Here is a 15,869-nt window from a genome sequence, read left to right as displayed (position 1 = left end):
CGAAGCGCATTTGTACTGGAGTATATGCAACCCCTTCGGGGTAGCGGGGTGGCGGTGACCTCCCTACCCATGCTTCTCCTTCAGACTCACTGAAGCTCGTCTTCAGGGGGAAGCTTCGGTTAATAGGCCATGAAACCCCTTCGGGGTTTTCTTGGATCTCTATCGGACACCTTATTATCGGGCGAGTCTACCTCTACAATCGCATTGGGATAACGGGAAATGATGCTGTAATTGAGAGAGGACTGTTCCATACCAATATCAAGAAACTTTCCGAAGCTGATGGAATAGATAAATACCCTGTGGGAATTACACAACACAGATAATAGCTAGTAGAGATGAAGATAAACAAAAAAAACAGAATATATAGAACAATGTCACCATTAGTTAAAAAAAACAAAAATCATCACATTCTCTACCTTATATGTAAGAAATTATATAGTTTTAGCTACTTGTATGAAACAAGATTATTTTTAACTAAAAAAATTACCTATGAAAAAGATTCTTTTATTGATCGCAGCCTTAATGCTGCTGGCCTCTTGTAACTCTCAAATGGAGCAGAACGAGGTTCAACCAAACTCTGAGATGAGTAATCTAGCTGAGTTGTCTGAAAGCCTTCAGAATTACAACTCACTCTTTATCACTTCTCCATCTACAATTGCATATGATTCGTCACTAAGAGGCTTTTGGGGGTGGATTAGGAAGATTGGCCGAGTCATTGCGAGTGACGCTGTGGGTGCTATAGTGGGATCTCCAGGTGGTGCTGCTGGTTCTATTGTCGTTGGTGTATCCGCTTCAGTAGGTGCAGTTATTGGCTTGCAAAATGTTTCTCATGACGAATCACCTTATATGTATACTTTCTCGATTGACAGCTCTGGTTTTTCTGCTAAAGAAATAGAAAAATTAGATGAAGCAAACGATATTGGATACCTTCACAATGCAATTATTTACAACCTATTCAACACAAACCCTAACATCTTAAATTATTCCGACTCTGAGGTAAAGCAGGCTCTTTTCAACATCTTTACCGATATCGAAAAAACTCCTGAGCTCAAAAAAATCAATTACGATCCTAGCCATCAGGATAAAGAGAACATTTTATCTCAATTTCAACTTGGTCAAGATGTAGCAAAAAAAATAGTAGACGATGAATTAATAAGCAAGTCTGATTTTATCAATACTATCTCGCAATCAGCCTCTATCAGCAGAGAGGAAGCCCAGATTTTAGCTGACTATTGCATTGTAGTATCTCAGATGGACAATATTGATGAAATCAGCAATTATGCACAGGGCTACAATGAAATAGTCCTTAGATCTAACACATCTGATAGAGTCAAATGTATGATAATGAATTTCACGTCTGTTGCAACAAATAGTAGATTATTATGGTCAAATATGCTATGATTAATAGATTCTTTTTAGCTCTACTCTCTTTTTCTTTTGTATTTCTACCGATATTTGGCCAAACAGAGAGTAAGAACAACTTATCCATTGAGACAGAGGTAAGTATTCAGAGAGGATATCCATTGGGTAATCTTTCCCCCTTTGGCTTAGGTTTGGTTGATAAATATCAAACGCCTATGTATGTTGTCGGTGCTGATCTTATGTATAAGATTAACGACAATCATTCACTAGGTATTGATTATTGGGGAGGCAGTAGTCTGACTTCTCTTGGTAAAGTACTGGATGGTGCTGATTGGCAAAATCTACATTTTGTAGGGTTAGGGTACGCTTATTCTATACCTAAGGAGGTATGGCTTGCTCGCTTATCGGCCTCTATTGGTTATGTTCGCAATAATCATAAGATTAAAGAAAAGGAGTCTACACTCAATATCGGAGCTAATGGACTTGGCTTATCTTTGGGCGTTTCAGCCTCGGTGAATGTAAGCAAGAGTTTGTCTCTTGGTCTGAAGTGCTCTATAAATACCCTATTGCTAGGAAAGTGGAGTGGTGATAGCCAGCTGATTGATTCCAATTCATATTACTCTACCATTGGTGTGAAGGAAGGTAATACCGTATTTATGCCTACGATTGGGATCGTATTAATGACGCGTTAGGTGCTAATTAGAAGCGAGCTAATTTTTATTGAATTTGTATTGCTGAAGAGCTCTGAGGCTAGATGCTGAGAGAGAGCTTCAGCAACTTTTTTATGACTCTTGCAGCTACCCCCTCTCTCTTTAAAAAGGGTAGGCGATGCATCATTTCGGTGGCTGTTAAGATATTTTTTGGTAGCTTTACAGCGTGGAATGGGCTTTGCCTTTTTCGGACTAGGGGAGGGGGTGACACATTAATATATAAGGAATACATATATATAGGTCTCTATACAGATGAGTGAGATAAAACCAACATTGATGGTATTGGCGGCGGGTATGGGTAGCCGCTATGGGGGATTGAAGCAATTGGATGGCGTGGGTCCGTGTGGTGAGACCATTATGGACTTCTCTATCTACGATGCAGTGAGAGCCGGCTTTGGTCGGGTGGTCTTCGTGATTCGCCGGGACTTTGCCGATGAGTTTGAGGCAAAGGTAGCTAGCCGCTACCGCGATCAGTTTGAGGGTCGCCTTGGCGTGGAGGTGGTCTTCCAAAGTGTGGAGGATTTGCCTGAGGGCTTTACCTGTCCTGAGGATCGAACCAAACCTTGGGGTACCAATCATGCGGTGCTGATGGGCAAGGGGGTGATCAATGAGCCTTTTGGGGTGATCAATGCTGATGACTTCTATGGGGCGGAGAGCTTCCAGGTACTTGGCGATGAGCTGCGGGCAATGTCTGGCGGTCGCAACCGCTACTGTATGGTGGGCTATCGTGTGGGGAATACACTGAGCGAGAGCGGTACCGTAGCAAGAGGTGTTTGCGAAGTGGATCACGAAGGTTTGCTCACAGAAGTAGTGGAGCGGACAGCTATTGCACGTGATGAACAAGGGGAGATCGCCTTTCAGGATGAGGCGGGGCGCCGAGTGGTGCTAGAGGAGCAGACTCCAGTCTCAATGAATATGTGGGGCTTTACCCCTGAGTACTTTGATTACTCCGAGGAGGCCTTTATCCACTTCTTGGAGGCCAACTTGCATAGCGAGAAGGGAGAGTATTATATCCCTACCGTGGTGAATGACCTCGTGAAACGAGGAATAGCTAGCTGCAAGGTATTGGATACCTCGGCCACGTGGTTTGGAGTTACCTATGCGGCCGATCGGCCTGATGTGGTAGCCAAACTAGAGCAATTGACCAAGAAGGGGGTCTACCCTTCACCTTTGCTTAAGAAGTGATGAAAGCTCTGCCTGAGGGGGTAGATATTGTGACAATTTATGGTCCTACTGCTTGTGGCAAAACAGCGGTAGCGTGTCAGTTGGCAGAGATGCTGGGTGGGGTGGTACTGAGTGCCGACTCGCGCCAGGTGTATCGTGGCATGGATATTGGCACGGGAAAGGATCTTGCGGAGTATCGCCTGGCAGATGGCTATGAGGTGCCGTATCGGCTGATTGATGTGGCAGAGGCGGGGGAGCGGTATGATCTGCACCGTTATCTACAGGACTTTGATAAGGCGTATGATGAGCTACCTAAGGAACAACCTAAGATCTTGTGCGGTGGCACGGGGCTCTATATCTCTGCCCTTTATGGTGGGTATCGACTCTCGGAGGTGCCACCCAATAAAGCACTTCGCGCGGAGCTGGAGCAGCTATCTGTGGAGGAGCTAAGGGAGCGATTAAAGACTTTGGGTGGTGCTGAGATGCTGGAGAGCGAGGAGCTAGATGGAGGGGAGGGGGTGAATCCTCGGAGACTGGTGCGTGCTATAGAGCTAAGGGAGGCAGGTGCTACTCTGCCGGCTTCGGATAGTAGCACCCGTAAGCCTCTGCGGGGTCCTATCTTTTGCCTTGACCCTAGTAGAGAGTTGCGGAGGGCGAGAATTTCAGCTCGGCTCGAGGCACGCCTTAAGTCGGGTCTAGTGGAGGAGGTGGAGGGGCTTTTGGCTCGGGTGCCTAAGGAGGTGCTCTTGGGCTATGGCTTGGAATACCGCTATGTGACGGAGTATCTGCTTGGTGAGCGAAATTGGGAGGAGATGCATAGGGGGCTGGAGGTGGCGATCCATCAATTTGCCAAACGACAGATGACCTGGGCTAGAGGGTTGGAGCGGAGGGGCTTTGAATTGATTTATCTCACCCCATCAGAGGAGCCTAGGGAGACAGCTGAGGCGATGTTTGCCTCTATTTTTGAAAAGGGGGAGAATGAGATATAGGGAGTAGGGAGCTTTTTTGTTTGAACTGTATTGATAAGTAGTCTTACGAGACAATTGTAGAAAAGTATGGAGGTACGCGTTAGTCGTATTATAAGCGAATACCACGAGTATACGCGAAAAGAGGCGGAGGACTTGATCCGTGAGGGACGTGTGAAGGTCAATGGTGCTTTGTCGGGAATAGGGGATAAAGCAGGAGCGGACGATGAGGTGTCGCTCGATGATGTGATGATCCCGCTAAAGGGGCTCTTCCGGAAGTTTGCAAGGGAGGCTGCTGAGCAGAGGACTGGGGAGCGGTATGGAAAGGGAATGCAGGATGATCCATCTTATCTCGACAACCCTAAGAGTAAGGAGCTACGTAAGGGGCGGAAAGACCATCGTAAGAAACGACGCGGAAAGAATTACGAGGGGGAGGAGTACTAGTGCTAAGGGTAGACTGGACGCGCCACACCTCGCTCAAGATATCGGGGGATATCTGCTATGGAGCGAGTGATATAGAGGTGGCGGAGACCTTTGAAGCAGAAGCGGCAGAGGTGCGTAAACGGCTCTCCGTGGAGCGCTATGATGCGGTGTTTACAAGTCCTTTATCAAGGGCTAGTAAGCTTTGTGAAGCGTGTGGCTTTGGAGCAGATGCGGTGGTGGAGCCCCGTGTGGCGGAGCGCAACTTTGGCGACTTTGAGCATCTGCGATGGGAGGAGATCGATGAGCTGGCGAGAAAGTCTCCAGCTCTTCTCGACGAGGCAGGGCACTTGCTCCCTCCTAATGGCGAGAGTGTAGATGAACTTTTGGCACGGGTGGCAGACTTTATTACTGGGCTGAGGTGCAGTGGATACCGCCGTGTGCTGGTCTTTTGCCATGGTGGAGTGATTAATTCGGCTCGCTCCTTACAGGGTTTGCTTAGTCGTGAGCAATTGTTTATTGATGTGCCTCTCTACGGCTCGACTACTTCGCTAGAGTATGCAGCCCTAGATGAACGGGCGGTGAAAAATAGATGATAGGTTATGTGGATTGAGATAGTTTTAGTGATCGTGGGGGTGGCTCTAATCGTGGCAGGGGCTAACTTTATGACGGATGGTGCCTCGGCAATAGCTAAGCGGCTACATATTCCCCAGATAATCATAGGGCTAACGATTGTGGCCTTCGGAACCTCGGCACCAGAGTTGGTGGTGAGTGTGATCGGAAGTATTGATGGGAGCGGTGGAATCGCTGTGGGGAATGTGATTGGGAGTAACATTTTTAATGTGCTCTGTGTACTGGGGGCTTGTGCTTTGGTACACCCTGTGCCAGTGAAGTTAAATACGCTTCGCTTTGACCTTCCGATTGCACTTGTGGCCTCTATTTTGCTGATGTTGGTGCTCTCGGATATGCCACTAGATGGGATGCCCTCGCTGGTCTCTCGTTCGGAGGCTTTGACATTGCTCCTCTTTGGCCTACTCTTCCTGCTTTATACCATTGTGGTGGGAAAACAGGGAGATGATGACTCGGAGACGGAGGAGGAGGAACGCAACATGCACTGGCTCTTGGCAGTGGTCTATCTCGTTGGCGGCTTGGCTGGACTGGTCTATGGGGGACAGCTCTTTGTGGGGAATGCTACTAAGATCGCTTCGTCGCTAGGGGTGAGTGAGACGTTGATAGGGCTTACACTGGTGGCGTGGGGAACGTCGTTCCCTGAGCTGGCGACTTCTGTGGTGGCTGCTATGAAGGGAAATACCGATATTGCTGTGGGTAATGTGATCGGAAGTAACCTATTTAATATCTTCTTTGTACTAGGAATTGCAGGGACGGTGCGGCCGTTGAGCCATCTGCAGTTTACTTCGCTGGATATTTGGATGCAGCTACTTGCCATGGTGATTGCTTTGGGGGTGGCTCTCTTTTGGGGAAAACGTGAGATTAAGCGTGCCGAGGGGGGGGTGATGCTTTTGGTTTTTATCCTTTATAATGTGTGGATTATCTTTAATGCGGTGGGCTAAGTATTGCTTTGGCTGGGGGCTTTGCGTGGTGCTGCTCTCGCTTATTACAGCTTGTAGTTCTGGCTCTCGGGTGGAGAAGCCTATTATATCTGTGAGTCTGCTTCCCGAGAAGTACTTTGTGGAGCGAATTGTTGGGGAGCTGGCGGAGGTGCATGTGGTGGTACCGCGAGGAAGTAACCCCGAGACGTACGACCCCTCTCCCCGGGATATCGCTATGCTTCAAAGCTCGCTTGCCTACTTGGCTATTGGTACGTTGCCTTTTGAAGCTCAGTGGGTGGCGGTTTTGCCGAAGGAGGTGGCCTATTTTGACCTCGCAAAGCAGTTGCCGAGAGAGCTCGTAGAGGGCGGCCACGAAGGGCATCAGCACGCCTTGGGCGACCCGCACTATTGGACGTCGCTCTCTGGTGGGGAAGCAATGGCGGAGACGATTTTGGCGGCGATGCTGGAGCTATTCCCAGAGCATCGGGAGGAGATCGAAGCCAATTATCAGGCGAATGTGGTGCCTGAATTGGAGGCTATTCGGCAATTGGGGAGAGGAATATCTAAAGGTGACAAGGACCTTGCTTTTGTGATCTACCATCCCTCTCTATCACTCTTTGCTCGGGAGTGGGGGCTGACGCAATTGCCTATTGAGGAAGATGGGGAGGAGCCAACACCTAGGCATCTGGTGGAGCTGATTGAGCGTGCAAGGAGCATGGATACAAGGGCGGTGCTAGTGCAGGCGGAGTTTGATACTAAAAATGCAACAGCCGTGGCGAAAGAACTAGGACTGAAGGTAGTCTCTATTGACCCTTTGGCTGAGGATTGGGGGGCTGAGATGAGGCGGTTGATTGAGATCTTTAGATAATGGAAGCAAAACCAATCATCATAGCTGAAGATCTGGAGCTAGGGTATGGCAAGGAGCCTAGTCTGCTCTCGGGAGTCAATTTTAAGCTTTATCCGAATGAGTTTGTAGGGATTACCGGTCCGAATGGGGCGGGGAAGACTACTTTTATCCGTGCGTTGCTCGGACTGATAGCACCTAGGAATGGCTCTATTCGCTACTTCTCAAGAGAGGGGATGCCTCTGAAGGAGATAACTATTGGCTATATGCCACAGCAGAATCAGCTGGATAGGGAGTTCCCGATTAGTGTGGAGGAGGTGGTGCTGAGTGGCCTATTCGGAAGGAAAACGCTGAGGGCGACAAGTGAGATGCGAGCCCTTGCCAAGGAGGCACTGGAGTCGGTAGGAATGACAAAGTATGCTACTAGGGCAATAGGTCATCTCTCGGGCGGACAGCTACAGCGGGTGCTATTGGCACGAGCTTTTGTAAGTCGGCCGATGCTTTTGGTGCTGGATGAGCCTTCGACCTATGTAGATAGAGATTTTGAAACCTCTATGCTTTCACTCTTGCCACAGCTACAAAAGGAATCAGCCATAGTCATGGTATCGCACAATGAGGTGCATCTCCGAGCTTTAGCCTCTCGTATCTATCATATCGACCACTCTTTTATTGTCGAGTAAATAATAGAAAACTCTCCCAAAGTAGCAGGTGCTACCGTGGGAGAGTTTCGTTTTTACAAAAAGAGTTCGTTATTTTACTTGTCTTACGTAGGCCTCAACTACATTGACTGCATAGTCGCCTAGGCGCTCATACTCATCGATGATATCGAGGTAGTATACTGAGTCTTGGTAAGGGTATACGTTATTATTGAGGTCCTTGAGGTTTTCTGCCACTAGGAACTTGTACTTGATATTGAGTGCCTTCTCAAGGTCGTGAGAGTGGAGTATCATATTTTGTGTACGCTCATCGCTCTCTAGTACTTCTACTGTAAACTGCATGATGTTCTCAAGCATATCGTGCATCTCGGTGAGGTGTGCTGAGAGTGTAGGATTAGTGGCACGACCATCTTCAAACTTGCGGCGTAGGATGCGTGCTATATTGAAGCAAGCATCGCCCATACTCTCAACCTCGCTAGAGATTCTGAGGTAGCTCTGTACATTTCTACGTGATTCTGCACTCAGGTCGCCACTGGATAGCTCTGTGAGGTATTGTACAATCTCTATCTCTACTCTATCGCAGATACGCTCGTACTTCTCAATACGTGTGAAGCTCTCTTCAAAAGCTACTTCATCCTCCATATTGCTCAATTCGCGTACCATGCCGAGCATCTTCTGAGTCTTTTTGCTGTAGTTGACAATCTCCTTATTGACCTGTAGCAATGATAGCTCACTGGTGGAGAGCATACGAGTGGAGAGGTACTGTAGGTGTGGGTACTCCTTCTTATCGGAGATGGTCTTGGCTGGCTTGATAATGGTCTTGCACGCTTTTACAATTAAGGGAACAAACCAAATCATTACAAAGGTATTGATGAGGTTGAACATGGTGTGAAACAACGCAAGTCCCATACTTATCGCTCCTGCCATACCTATGACGGTGCCTTGTATTCGACTCATCTCAACGTCGTAGATAGGTGCACCACTAGTGATGAGTGCAACATCGCCTGGCTCGTAGCGGGCATTGAGGTCGGCAATTATTGGAAAAAGCTCCCGAGGATCGTAGCCACTCGAACGTGCTACCATCCCTGAAACGAGGTCGACCGCTGGGAAAAAGAGGAAGAGGACCCAAACCACACCCAGCACGTTGAATAGGGTGTGTGAAACAGCAGCTCGCTTGGCATTGACACTGGCATTAAGTGCTGCAAGATTGGCGGTGATAGTGGTACCAATGTTTTCACCTAGAATCATCGCTGCTCCCATGGAGAAGGGTATCCATCCTTGGCTACACATCACCAGGGTGATGGCTACTGTAGCACTTGAGCTTTGTACCAAGAAGGTGAGGATGGTACCAATCAGTAAGAAGAGCAGTACCGAGCCAAAGCCCATATTGGTATATTTCTGCAAGAAGGCTAGTGCCTCGGGGTTATTCTGTAGGTCGGGCATTGAATCCTTTAGAAACTGTAGCCCTAAGAATAGGAGAGCAAAGCCGAGGATAAAGTCGCCCCACGAATTGTAATTTTGCTTCTTCGAAAAGATAAATGGAATAGATAGTGCAATCAATGGGACTGCAAAGGCACTGATATCTACCTTAAAGCCAAGAAGGGAGATGACCCATGCAGTGACGGTAGTACCGATATTGGCACCCATAATCACGCTAACAGCCTGTGCCAAATCAAGTAATGAGGCATTGACAAAACTGACTACCATCAAGGTGGTAGCAGAGGAGGACTGTACAAGTGCTGTGATTAATATACCTGTAAATACACCGAAGATGCGGTTGGAGGTCATCGCTGAGAGGATACTCTTCATGCGGTCTCCTGCTACCTTTTGTAGCCCCTCGCTCATGATCTTCATACCGTAGAGGAAGAGACCGAGAGAACCTATTAGGTAGATAAAATCTAGTATTCCGTAATCCATTTCTTAATTATGTCGGATAGCTTAATAAAATATTTGCTTTGCAAACTTACTCAATTCGGTCTATAGCTCCAAAAATAACCTAATGATATTTGCTTCACTCCCTGTCTTAAAATAGCTGACTCAGTATTTCTGGCGATTTTAAGTTGCCAAGGTCGGGGAAGTGATAGCCAAGAAAATCGAGAAGTAACTTAAGGAGAAGGTTGCGCTCCTGCCCTGAGAGGGGAAGCTCTTCTGGTGCTGGTGAACTAATGAATTGGTAGAGTAGGGAGGAGGCATAGGCTTTGCCTTGTTCTTCTGGGCTCCAGGAGGGGCGGAAGGTGCCTTCGGAGAAGTCGAGTACGCTACTAGGCCTATAGGTCTCACTTTGTGGCAAGATGCCGAGATGGTGGAGTAGCCCTGTCATCAATCGAAGATGAAAGGAACTAATCCCTTTATCGCTAAGGTGCTCTATCCCTTTTATCTCCTCCCTCAAGTAGCGGTACAAAGCTCTATCGGCACCACTCGAGCGAAGTAGTCGGGTGAGTAGCTCTACTGTAAAGAGGGCTACTGCATTGGCCACAGGCTCAATGGATGGTCGGATAGGTCGGTGAAGTAGCACTTGTTCTCTCGGTAGCTGAATCCCACGATTGGGCAGATAGTCGAGAGTTACCTTTAGAATTGAGAGAGGAATAAAAAAAGCATTCGCTTGACCTCTTCTACGAGAGGCCGAGCGAATGCACTTAAAGGAGAGTGCACCGAAGCACTCACTATAGGTGGACACGATACTGGCATTGTCGGAGTAACGTACTGCACCGAGTACGATTAGCTCTGTCTCTGTCAGCATCGCCCTCTATCTGAATTATAGCTCTTTGAGCGTGCGGATAAGTAGCTCCCAGGTCTTCTCCACAGTGGCGATGTTTACACGCTCATCGGGAGAGTGGGGCGACTTGATAGTAGGCCCAAAGCTGATCATCTGAGTCTTAGGCATCACCCCTTGGATGATTCCGCACTCTAGCCCAGCATGCATCACCTTTACAGGTGGCTCAGTGCCATTGATATCCTTGAATACCTTCTTCATCACCTCAAGTACGTGAGAGTGGGCATCGGGTTGCCACCCATTGTAAGGGGCCGCAAACTCTACCTCCGCACCGATGAGTGAGAAGGCACTCTCAATGCTCGAAGCTACCATCTCCTTACGGCTCTCGCTTGAACTACGGGTAAGGAAAGTAACAGCTAACTTACCGCCTCCCAATTTGATAGCTGCAAGGTTGCTAGAGGCCTCTACGGTATCTGGGAACTCGGAAAGATAGGTGATCGCACCATTCTGCACTGCCTCTACCGCTTGAATCACATTGTCAGCAATCTCTTGGGGTACAATGTGTGCAGGGGTTTCGTTAAGGCGCTCTACACTCATCTTGATGCCTTCCTCAATGCCCTTATACTCCTTGATGTAAAGTGCTTCAAACTCCTTAACCATCTCCTCTAGCTCACTAAGCTCCTCCTCGGGAAGCGTTACGACTACCCACGCCTCACGAGGGATGGCATTACGCAGTGAGCCACCTTGGAGCTCAGCTATAGAGAGGTCTAGTCTTTCAATGGCCTTCTTTAGGAAGCGGGCGATCATCTTATTGGCATTTCCTCTGCCGAGGGCGATGTCCATACCTGAGTGCCCACCCTTCAATCCATTAAGGGTTACCTTGGCTGCAATATCCCCTTCTGGGATAGGTTGGTCATCTTTGTACTCTAGTGAAACGTTGATATCCACACCCCCAGCACAACCTACATAGAGCTCATCAACTACTTCGGAGTCGAGGTTGAGCATAATATCAGCTTTTGAGAAGCCCTCTTTCAGACCGAAAGCTCCTACCATCCCTACCTCTTCATCAATGGTAAATAGAGCCTCTATCGGTCCGTGCTCTAGTGTATCGTCGGCCATTACAGCAAGACCCATAGCCACGCCAATGCCATTATCGGCACCTAGTGTGGTCTCATTGGCACGTACCCACTCGCCATCAATACGAGGCTGTATAGGGTCTTTCTCAAAGTCATGCTGTATATGATTATTCTTTTGTGGCACCATGTCTAGGTGTCCCTGCATTGCTACTATGGGCCGATCCTCATACCCCTTAGTTGCAGGCTTGCGGATCAGTACATTGCCCACCTCATCGGTGTGTGTCTCTAGTCCTAGTTCACGTCCGATCCCAGCTACATACTTAGCCACTTCGGCGGTATGGCCTGTGGGGCGTGGTATTTGTGTGAGTCCATAAAAGTACTTCCACACGAGCTGTGGTTTTAAGTTTAAGATTTCATTTGCCATGGTCTTGGTCTTATTATTGGTTTAGTTTATAGTTAGCTTTTGGCAAGATACCAAAAGCTCACTAAATAATCAAGACTTTTCCCCATGGATTTTAGGGGTTACGTATGAGAAAGGTCTGTGTGCATAATGACGTAATAACACCCTTGCGACCCAGCTGAAGTGTGGCAACTTCTAAGGCGTAATCTCAAGACATTAGTTTCGGTGCAGTGACACTGGAGTTTCATCGCATCGAAACTCCAGTGTCATTGCATTGAAACTCCAGAGATGAGAATATTGCACGAGGAAGAAGAGGCAAGGTTTACGTAGGGCATTAAGACCCTCGCCAGGGCGAAGGAAGCTTACTTGAGTAAGTGACCAGACCCGAATTCTGAAAGCAACTTTGCCTTACTTCCCTTAGATACTAACGAAAGCCTAGGTTTCACAGATCGTCTTCGTGCAACAGCCTATTTTGATGAAATATTTGTTGAAGTAGTATCTTGTTGCAGTCTTACCATTTGTGCAAAAGTTCCATTGTGTGCCATCAGCTCGTTGGATGTGCCTTGCTCTACAACTGTTCCGCCAGAGAGGACTACTATGTGGTCGGCACCCAAGACCGTGCGCATGCGGTGTGCAATGATGATGACGGTCTTGTTGCGTACCAGTTCGGAAATACCAGCCTGAACCTTCGTCTCGTTCTCGGCATCAAGACTGGCGGTTGCTTCATCCAAGAGTATCACAGGAGCATCTTTTAAGAGAGCACGGGCTATGGAGATACGCTGCCGCTCCCCACCCGAAAGGGTTTCCCCATTTTCGCCTATCACCGTATCGTAGCCTTTTGGCATACGGCTGATGAAGTCTTCGCACTGTGCCAATCGTGCCACATGCCTTACCTCCTCATCAGTGGCGTGGTGCTTTCCTATGCGTATGTTGTCGGCAATGGTGGCGTTGAAGAGCACCACATCCTGAAAGACTACGGCATAGTTTTTGAGCAACGTCTCTGGATCTATGCTGGCGATGTCGTGTCCGCCTAGTGTTATCTTACCACTATGGATATCCCAAAAGCGTGCAGCGAGCTTGGTAGCGGTGCTCTTGCCACCACCTGAGGGACCGACAAGTGCGGTTATCTCGCCCTGTCGGGCAGTAAATGAAACATTGTGAAGCACCTGCTTATCTCTTTCGTAGGAAAAGCTGACGTCGTGGAACTCAATATCATAGTTCGAAACTTCCACCTCTGTGTCGCCCGTCTGTATGGGCATTGCCTCCATCTCTTTCATTCGCTTGATACGCACATCGAGAAAAGTAAGAATGGCGAGGTTGCTGCATACTTCAAGGATAGGATTATAAACCATTGCCGAAACAAGGAGGAACGCCAAATAGGCGAACACCGATACATCACCACGCTGAAGCATCCATGCCCCTACCACGATCACGGTAGGCATACCCAGTTTAAGCAATACAGCGGAGATGTTGAGAAATAAGCCTGGCACGAGTTCACCGGCAACAAGTCCTTTTTCCAATGCTTTTAATCGCTGGTCCAGCCGCTGGCAGTATTCATCCTCGCCATTGTACGACTTGATTTCCTGCACGCACTCCAGACCTTCCTGTATCTGTTCGCTCACGCCACGCTTGATGTGGTAGACACGTGTAAAAGCCCTGTCCATTCGACTCCGTGAAACCAATAGCACCACCAAGGCAAATGGTACTACCCAAAAAAGAGCGATAGCTAATCGCCAGTCGTAACAGAACATTCCTACTGCGATAATGACGGTGCTCACCATAGAAGCAAACAGCTGGGGAATGGCGTGTGAGAACGTCGTTTCCAATTGTGTGCAGTCTTCCATAATGGTGGCAGTGAGGTCGGAGAGATTGCGCTCACCAAAGAAAGCAAGAGGCAGTCGGCGTAACTTCTCGGCTAAGGAGATACGGCGGTGCGCACTCTCATTATATACCGTGGTATAGGTGCTGTCGTACTGCCAACGCATCACAACGAACATCACGGCCATAAGCCCTGCTGCTACGAGAAGATAAAACCACAACGTATGCGGGGCGTTAACTCGCATATTATCGAGATACTCCATCAGAAAGAAAAATAAATAGGTGGGTGGCAGCATCAGCACAAGGTTGAGCAGTGTCGAGCAGACGATGCCTTGCCGCAAGTCTTTTGCCCCTTTTTCCGTAAGAGCGAAACGGTTTTGAAAATATTTAATCATGGCTTTGTGACGTTTGATAGATTATAGTTTCCACGAAACGGATTGTTGATATTCATTCCACATACGGTGGTAATACTTTTCCTTATTCAAGAGTTCCTTGTGCGTTCCCTGTTCGACAATCTCACCATCGTTCACAACGACGATGCTGTCGGCATCCTGCACAGTGGTAAGTCTATGGGCTATCATCAGCACAGTTTTTCCTTGGGTGAGATGTGCCAGTGCCTTACGGATAAGCTGTTCGTTTTCGGGGTCGGCAAAGGCGGTCGCCTCGTCGAGCACTATGATAGGAGCATCTTTCAGAATGGCACGAGCAAGAACAATACGCTGCTGCTCACCTCCCGAAAGATAAGTACCTTCGGCACCGATAACGGTATCCACCCCCTGTGGCAAACGGTCAATAATCTCTCGGCTTTGTGAGAGATCGATGGCACGGTTTATCTGATCGGTCGTTGCATCAGGATTGCCGTAACGTAGGTTTTCGATGAGCGAAGTCTTGAACAGACGGGTGTTTTGGAAGACGAACGACACGTTGCGCATCAGCTCGTTCTGGCTCATATCTCTCACGTCTACACCTCCTATCCTTACGCTGCCATGGCGTACGTCCCAAAAACGGGGTATCAATCTTGCTATGGTGGTCTTTCCGCTGCCCGACGCTCCTACAAGCGCCACCGTCTTGCCTTCAGGAATGGTCAGGTTGATATGACTCACAGCATCTTTTTCCGCACCCTCATATCGGAACGAAACATCGTCAAAACGAATGTCGTACCCCTCTGCCCGTTTCGGCTCGTCATGCTGTGAGAGTGGGTCAATATGAGTGAGCTGCTCCAGTCGCTCCACAGCCTCGTTTGCCAAGAAAAGGTCCTGACTGAGATACATGGCTTTCATCACGTTGGCAGCAATGAGCGGTGCAATCACCATATAAAGTATCACGTTGGCGATAATGGTGGTGGTATCTCCACCGTATCCTATCAGGATAATAGCAGTAGGAACGAGGACGAAAGCAAAGGCATTGATGGCAAGTGTGTACAGAGGCATTGGCGTGCGCCACACAAGCGTACACTTGATCACAAGGTCGCGGTAGCTGATAATGCTGTCGTAGAAACGTTTGAACGAGAAGACCGTCTGCTGAAACACCTTAACCACGGGAATGCCTCTGACATATTCCACGGCCTCTGCCCCCATCTTCTCCTGTGCATCAAGGTAGAGCCTTTGAAATTGGTTGTTCTTTGGGTTCATCATATACCCCATAATGCCTATAGCACCAACGAGAGGTATCATTGCAGCCACTCCCAACTGCCAATCCACAGTGAATAGCAGTACGATAACCCCTATCGGAGCAACGACACAACTCGCCACATCAGGTAGCAGGTGTGCCACGAAAGTATGGGTCTGTCCTGAATCCTCATCAATAATTTTGCGCATACGCCCCGTATTTTGTCCATCGAAATAGCCCAATGGTGCACGCATCAGCCGTTGCATCGCTTTGCGCCTCATGTTGGTTTCGATACGGAATGCCGCAAGATGAGAAAGCATCAGTGCCAAAAAGTAGAGCAACACGTTCGCCACCGATATGATAAAAGCCCATAGGGCATAGTCTATAAGGGGTGTGTCTGAGAGGTTGCCTTTGGCTGTTAGTAGTGTGCGTACCACGAGCCACAAAAGTACGAATGGGACAAGCGACAGCAGTCCGTTGACTGCCGACAGTGCTACGGAGCAAGGCAGCAAGTATTTGCGCCCTCCCATGTAAGCTCCTAAACGTTTGAGAGTCTTAATCATATATTATTGTCTTTTAGAAA

At 48.3% G+C, this 15,869-nt stretch carries 14 protein-coding genes; 9 read left to right on the top strand and 5 right to left on the bottom strand.

The genetic code is table 11. The features are described 5' to 3' along the window. The first annotated feature begins 489 nt into the window (after positions 1-489). The 9 genes from MWL85_RS08745 to MWL85_RS08705 all read left to right on the top strand — a co-directional run bounded on the left by MWL85_RS08745 (position 490) and on the right by MWL85_RS08705 (position 7,695). Positions 490-1,401: a hypothetical protein gene (locus MWL85_RS08745; RefSeq protein ID WP_244400432.1), complete on the top strand. Its 912-nt coding sequence runs from the start codon at positions 490-492 to the stop codon at positions 1,399-1,401. Then, a complete protein-coding gene (locus tag MWL85_RS08740) occupies positions 1,398-2,054 on the top strand; it encodes a hypothetical protein (RefSeq protein WP_244400431.1) in 657 nt (218 codons plus the stop codon). Before MWL85_RS08745 ends, MWL85_RS08740 begins: the two co-directional genes overlap by 4 nt. 279 nt (positions 2,055-2,333) lie before the next feature. Next, positions 2,334-3,257, top strand: a complete 924-nt coding sequence (locus tag MWL85_RS08735; RefSeq protein WP_244401872.1) for a nucleotidyltransferase family protein — start codon at positions 2,334-2,336, stop codon at positions 3,255-3,257. Further along, entirely contained in the window at positions 3,257-4,225 is a 969-nt protein-coding gene (locus MWL85_RS08730) for a tRNA (adenosine(37)-N6)-dimethylallyltransferase (protein ID WP_244400430.1), read from the top strand. Before MWL85_RS08735 ends, MWL85_RS08730 begins: the two co-directional genes overlap by 1 nt. A gap of 66 nt (positions 4,226-4,291) precedes the next feature. After that, complete coding sequence (locus MWL85_RS08725) at positions 4,292-4,645, top strand: S4 domain-containing protein (protein ID WP_018028458.1); 354 nt, start codon at positions 4,292-4,294, stop codon at positions 4,643-4,645. Beyond that, the gene (locus tag MWL85_RS08720; protein ID WP_244400429.1) at positions 4,645-5,217 is read left to right on the top strand and encodes a histidine phosphatase family protein; all 573 of its coding nucleotides are present in this window, start codon (positions 4,645-4,647) and stop codon (positions 5,215-5,217) included. Before MWL85_RS08725 ends, MWL85_RS08720 begins: the two co-directional genes overlap by 1 nt. Before the next feature lie 6 nt (positions 5,218-5,223). Next, positions 5,224-6,192, top strand: coding sequence for a calcium/sodium antiporter (locus MWL85_RS08715; protein ID WP_244400428.1), 969 nt, complete (start codon positions 5,224-5,226; stop codon positions 6,190-6,192). Further along, positions 6,179-7,039 (top strand): metal ABC transporter solute-binding protein, Zn/Mn family, encoded by an 861-nt coding sequence (locus tag MWL85_RS08710; protein WP_244400427.1) that lies wholly within the window; start codon positions 6,179-6,181, stop codon positions 7,037-7,039. The genes MWL85_RS08715 and MWL85_RS08710 overlap by 14 nt, the downstream gene beginning before the upstream one ends. After that, positions 7,039-7,695 carry a metal ABC transporter ATP-binding protein gene (locus MWL85_RS08705; RefSeq protein ID WP_244400426.1) on the top strand — a complete coding sequence of 219 codons (657 nt, stop codon included), beginning with the start codon at positions 7,039-7,041 and terminating at the stop codon, positions 7,693-7,695. Before MWL85_RS08710 ends, MWL85_RS08705 begins: the two co-directional genes overlap by 1 nt. Before the next feature lie 69 nt (positions 7,696-7,764). Here MWL85_RS08705 and MWL85_RS08700 read toward each other — a convergent pair whose 3' ends face one another. From MWL85_RS08700 to MWL85_RS08680, 5 genes are all read right to left on the bottom strand, one after another. After that, the gene (locus MWL85_RS08700; RefSeq protein ID WP_244400425.1) at positions 7,765-9,588 is read right to left on the bottom strand and encodes a Na/Pi cotransporter family protein; all 1,824 of its coding nucleotides are present in this window, start codon (positions 9,586-9,588) and stop codon (positions 7,765-7,767) included. Positions 9,589-9,694: 106 nt separating this feature from the next. Continuing rightward, positions 9,695-10,411, bottom strand: a complete 717-nt coding sequence (locus tag MWL85_RS08695; RefSeq protein ID WP_244400424.1) for a DNA repair protein RecO C-terminal domain-containing protein — start codon at positions 10,409-10,411, stop codon at positions 9,695-9,697. A 15-nt stretch (positions 10,412-10,426) separates the two neighbouring features. After that, positions 10,427-11,884 (bottom strand): aminoacyl-histidine dipeptidase, encoded by a 1,458-nt coding sequence (locus MWL85_RS08690; RefSeq protein ID WP_244400423.1) that lies wholly within the window; start codon positions 11,882-11,884, stop codon positions 10,427-10,429. Positions 11,885-12,327: 443 nt separating this feature from the next. Beyond that, positions 12,328-14,073: an ABC transporter ATP-binding protein gene (locus tag MWL85_RS08685; RefSeq protein WP_244400422.1), complete on the bottom strand. Its 1,746-nt coding sequence runs from the start codon at positions 14,071-14,073 to the stop codon at positions 12,328-12,330. Positions 14,074-14,094: 21 nt separating this feature from the next. Continuing rightward, positions 14,095-15,849, bottom strand: coding sequence for an ABC transporter ATP-binding protein (locus tag MWL85_RS08680; RefSeq protein ID WP_244400421.1), 1,755 nt, complete (start codon positions 15,847-15,849; stop codon positions 14,095-14,097). Between the last annotated feature and the right edge of the window lie 20 nt (positions 15,850-15,869).

The organism is Porphyromonas somerae (genome assembly GCF_022845615.1).
GTDB classification, from domain to species: domain Bacteria; phylum Bacteroidota; class Bacteroidia; order Bacteroidales; family Porphyromonadaceae; genus Porphyromonas_A; species Porphyromonas_A somerae.
Note: the sequence above shows the minus strand (reverse complement) of the source record. Positions and strands in the feature narration are given on the sequence as shown.

Bases quoted from the DNA above. Each gene is read 5' to 3' on its own strand.
- MWL85_RS08745 (WP_244400432.1), top strand. From the start codon at position 490: ATGAAAAAGATTCTTTTATTGATCGCAGCCTTAATGCTGCTGGCCTCT.
- MWL85_RS08740 (WP_244400431.1), top strand. From the start codon at position 1,398: ATGATTAATAGATTCTTTTTAGCTCTACTCTCTTTTTCTTTTGTATTT.
- MWL85_RS08730 (WP_244400430.1), top strand. From the start codon at position 3,257: ATGAAAGCTCTGCCTGAGGGGGTAGATATTGTGACAATTTATGGTCCT.
- MWL85_RS08725 (WP_018028458.1), top strand. From the start codon at position 4,292: ATGGAGGTACGCGTTAGTCGTATTATAAGCGAATACCACGAGTATACG.
- MWL85_RS08715 (WP_244400428.1), top strand. From the start codon at position 5,224: ATGTGGATTGAGATAGTTTTAGTGATCGTGGGGGTGGCTCTAATCGTG.
- MWL85_RS08710 (WP_244400427.1), top strand. From the start codon at position 6,179: ATGCGGTGGGCTAAGTATTGCTTTGGCTGGGGGCTTTGCGTGGTGCTG.
- MWL85_RS08705 (WP_244400426.1), top strand. From the start codon at position 7,039: ATGGAAGCAAAACCAATCATCATAGCTGAAGATCTGGAGCTAGGGTAT.
- MWL85_RS08700 (WP_244400425.1), bottom strand. From the start codon at position 9,588: ATGGATTACGGAATACTAGATTTTATCTACCTAATAGGTTCTCTCGGT.
- MWL85_RS08695 (WP_244400424.1), bottom strand. From the start codon at position 10,411: ATGCTGACAGAGACAGAGCTAATCGTACTCGGTGCAGTACGTTACTCC.
- MWL85_RS08690 (WP_244400423.1), bottom strand. From the start codon at position 11,884: ATGGCAAATGAAATCTTAAACTTAAAACCACAGCTCGTGTGGAAGTAC.
- MWL85_RS08685 (WP_244400422.1), bottom strand. From the start codon at position 14,073: ATGATTAAATATTTTCAAAACCGTTTCGCTCTTACGGAAAAAGGGGCA.
- MWL85_RS08680 (WP_244400421.1), bottom strand. From the start codon at position 15,849: ATGATTAAGACTCTCAAACGTTTAGGAGCTTACATGGGAGGGCGCAAA.